This window comes from Mycoplasma todarodis, assembly GCF_004335995.1.
In the GTDB taxonomy this organism is placed as follows: Bacteria; Bacillota_I; Bacilli_A; order Mycoplasmatales; family Metamycoplasmataceae; genus Mycoplasma_K; species Mycoplasma_K todarodis.
In genome coordinates this window covers 1-3,091 of record NZ_PSZP01000059.1, presented here as the reverse complement: position 1 = coordinate 3,091, position 3,091 = coordinate 1, and the positions used below count along the sequence as shown (strand labels likewise).

Here is a 3,091-nt window from a genome sequence, read left to right as displayed (position 1 = left end):
AGCTAATGATAGAGAAACTGATTTAACAGCATTAGGTGCCACGTTAGCGTACTTACGTGTTACTTTTTGAATTTTAGCCATTATTCTTCCTCCCCTTCTTGATTTTCTTCTTCTTGTTTATCATTATCGATTTCAACTTCTAGTTTAAGTCCAAGTCCACGTAATTCGTAAGCAAGAACATTGAATGATTCAGGCATACCAGCTTTAGGAACTGGTGTTCCAGTTGCAAGAGAGTTATAAACTCTATTACGTCCATCAATGTTATCTGACTTGTAAGTTAGAAGTTCTTGAAGAATGTTTGTTGCTCCATAAGATTCAATAGCTCATGTTTCCATCTCACCGAATCTTTGTCCACCATTTTGAGACTTACCTCCAAGTGGTTGTTGAGTAATTAATGAATAAGGACCAACAGAACGTGCGTGCATCTTATCATCGATCATGTGTGATAGTTTTAGCATGTACATAACCCCAACAGATACTTCATTATCAAATTGTTTACCTGTCATTGGGTCTGTTAATTTGAATTTACCAGTTGTTGGTAATTTCGCTTCTTCTAGTGCGGCATTGATATCATCGAATTTAATACCATCGAAGATTGGAGAAACGAATTTAACACCAAGTTCTCTAGCAGCCATACCTAAGTGAAGCTCAAGTACTTGACCGATATTCATACGTGAAGGAACCCCAAGTGGGTTAAGCATGATATCTAGCGGTGTACCATCTGGTAAGTGAGGCATATCTTCTACTGGAAGAACTCTTGAGATAACACCTTTGTTACCATGACGTCCAGCCATTTTATCCCCAACTTTAATTTTTCTTTTTTGTGCAATGTAAACTTTAACAATTTTATCTACACCATCTTCTAATTTATCTCCAGTATCCCTTGAAAGGATTTCAACATTAATAACTGTTCCACCTTGACCATGTTTAACTTTTAAAGAAGTATCTTTAAGGTTTTTAGATCTTTGTGAGAAGATAGCAGCGATTAGTTTTTCTTCTGGTGTTGAGTTTTCTTCACCTTTTGGTGATATACGTCCAACAAGAATATCTCCAGCAGAAACATCTGAACCGACAGTCTAAGAATCTCTTAGCATTTGAAGAAACGTTTGGTAATTCTGTTGTTAATTCATCGTCACCGGCTTTTGATTTTCTAAATTGTAGTGAATATTCTTCAATATGTAATGAAGTATAAACATCTTCTTTTACTAAACGTTCTGAAAGGATTACGGCATCCTCATAGTTAAATCCATTTCATGTTGAAAAGGCAACAAGAACATTTTTACCAATTGATAATTCACCATTATCGAATGATGAACCATCTGTTAATATATCTCCAGCTTTAACTTTTTGTCCAACATGAACAATTGGTTTTTGTGAGATTACAGTTCCTTGGTTTGATCTTTCGAAAGTTCTAAGGTTGTATGTTTCAGTTTTTGAACCATGCTTAACTTTAATTTCTGTTGAATCTACAAATGTAACTTCTCCATCTTTTGTTGCTTTAACATTCATCGCTGAATATCTAGCAATTTCTGATTCAATACCTGTTGCTACATAAGGAGCTTCTGCTCTTAATAAAGGAACAGCTTGACGTTGCATGTTAGCACCCATAAGTGTACGGTTGGCATCATCATTCTCTAAGAAAGGAATACATGCAGCAGCGATTGAAGAAACTTGTTTTGATGAAACATCAATATAGTCAACTTCTGAACCTGGGATGATTGTATAGTTATGATTTTTTCTAACTGTAACTGTTTCATCTGTAATTCTACCTTCAGCATCTAAAGTAACTGTTGATTGAGCAAATGATTTACCTTTTTCTTCTACAGCAGATAAGTAAGTAGGTGTTGTAACAACTACTCCATTTTTAACTGGGAAGTAAGGAGTTTCAACAAATCCTAAATCATTAATACGTGAGTAGTTAGCGAAGTTTAAGATAAGTCCGATATTTGGTCCCTCAGGTGTTTCAATAGGACAAATACGTCCATAGTGTGTAGGGTGTACATCACGAACATCAAATTGAGCAGTATCTCTATTTAAACCACCAGGTCCAAGAGAAGTAATTCTACGTTTATTTGAAATTTCAGCTAATGGATTAATTTGATCCATAAATTGTGAAAGTTGTGATGAGTTAAAGAATGCTTTGAATTGGTTGTAAATAGGTTTGTTATTTGTAATGTTTTTAGGAGTGATTTTATCCACTTCTTTAGAAGACATTCTTTCTTTAGCATTTTTTTCCATTTTTGTAAGTCCAATTTTGAATTGGTTTTCTAGTAATTCACCAACATTAACAATTCTTTTGTTGATTAGTGAATCGGCATCATCATCATTACCTAGTCCTTCGATAATGTTGAAGTAGTATGAAATAGCTGCAACAAGGTCAGAAACTACAATATGTGTTTCAACTGTTTTTGGATCATTAGCAATAACGTTAATCATTGGTTTACCAGCATCCATTCATTTTTTAGTTGGATAAACTTTAACAAGAGCCATTTTTGTTCTTTGTTCTAGTTCTTTGTGTTCATTAAGTTGTGAACCATATACTTCTGAAGTAATATTTGGAATTTCAACTGTACCGATCATTCCATCGTTATATGCACGTTGAATTTCAATAGCCATTTCATTAGTAATAGCTGTTCCGGCTTTATAAAGAACAACACCATTTGTCGAAACAATGTTTTCAGCAAGAATAGAATTTCTTAATCTTTCAACAAGGTTAAGTTTTCTATTAAGCATGTATCTACCTGTTCTAGAAAGGTTATATCTTTTATCGTTGAAAAGTAAGTTAGAAATTAAGTTTTTCTTAGACTCTTCAGTGATACGATCACCTTTTCTAATTACACGGTGAAGACCTTCAAGTGCTTCTTGTTCAGTTGTGAATTTATCTTTTGCGAATGTGTTGTAAAGAACTTGTGACTCACCAAATAGTTCAGTCATAGTTTCTTTTGTCATCCCCATTGCTCTTAGAAATACAGAGATAGGAACACGTTTATTCTTATCTAATCTAATTTTAACTCAGTCAATTGAATTACCTGTAACACGGTGGAATATTTCAATTCATGATCCTAATTGTGGAAGGATTTCTAATTTATTG

1 protein-coding gene and 1 pseudogene are annotated in these 3,091 nt (G+C 33.9%); both read right to left on the bottom strand.

Annotated features, from left to right (window positions below; genetic code table 4):
* Nucleotides 1-80: 80 nt before the first annotated feature.
* A complete protein-coding gene (locus C4B25_RS05035; protein WP_335904871.1) occupies nt 81-1,031 on the bottom strand; it encodes a DNA-directed RNA polymerase subunit beta in 951 nt (316 codons plus the stop codon).
* Nucleotides 958-3,091 (bottom strand): annotated as a pseudogene (locus C4B25_RS04520) (DNA-directed RNA polymerase subunit beta); the annotation flags it as partial. The gene C4B25_RS05035 and the pseudogene C4B25_RS04520, both read right to left, overlap by 74 nt.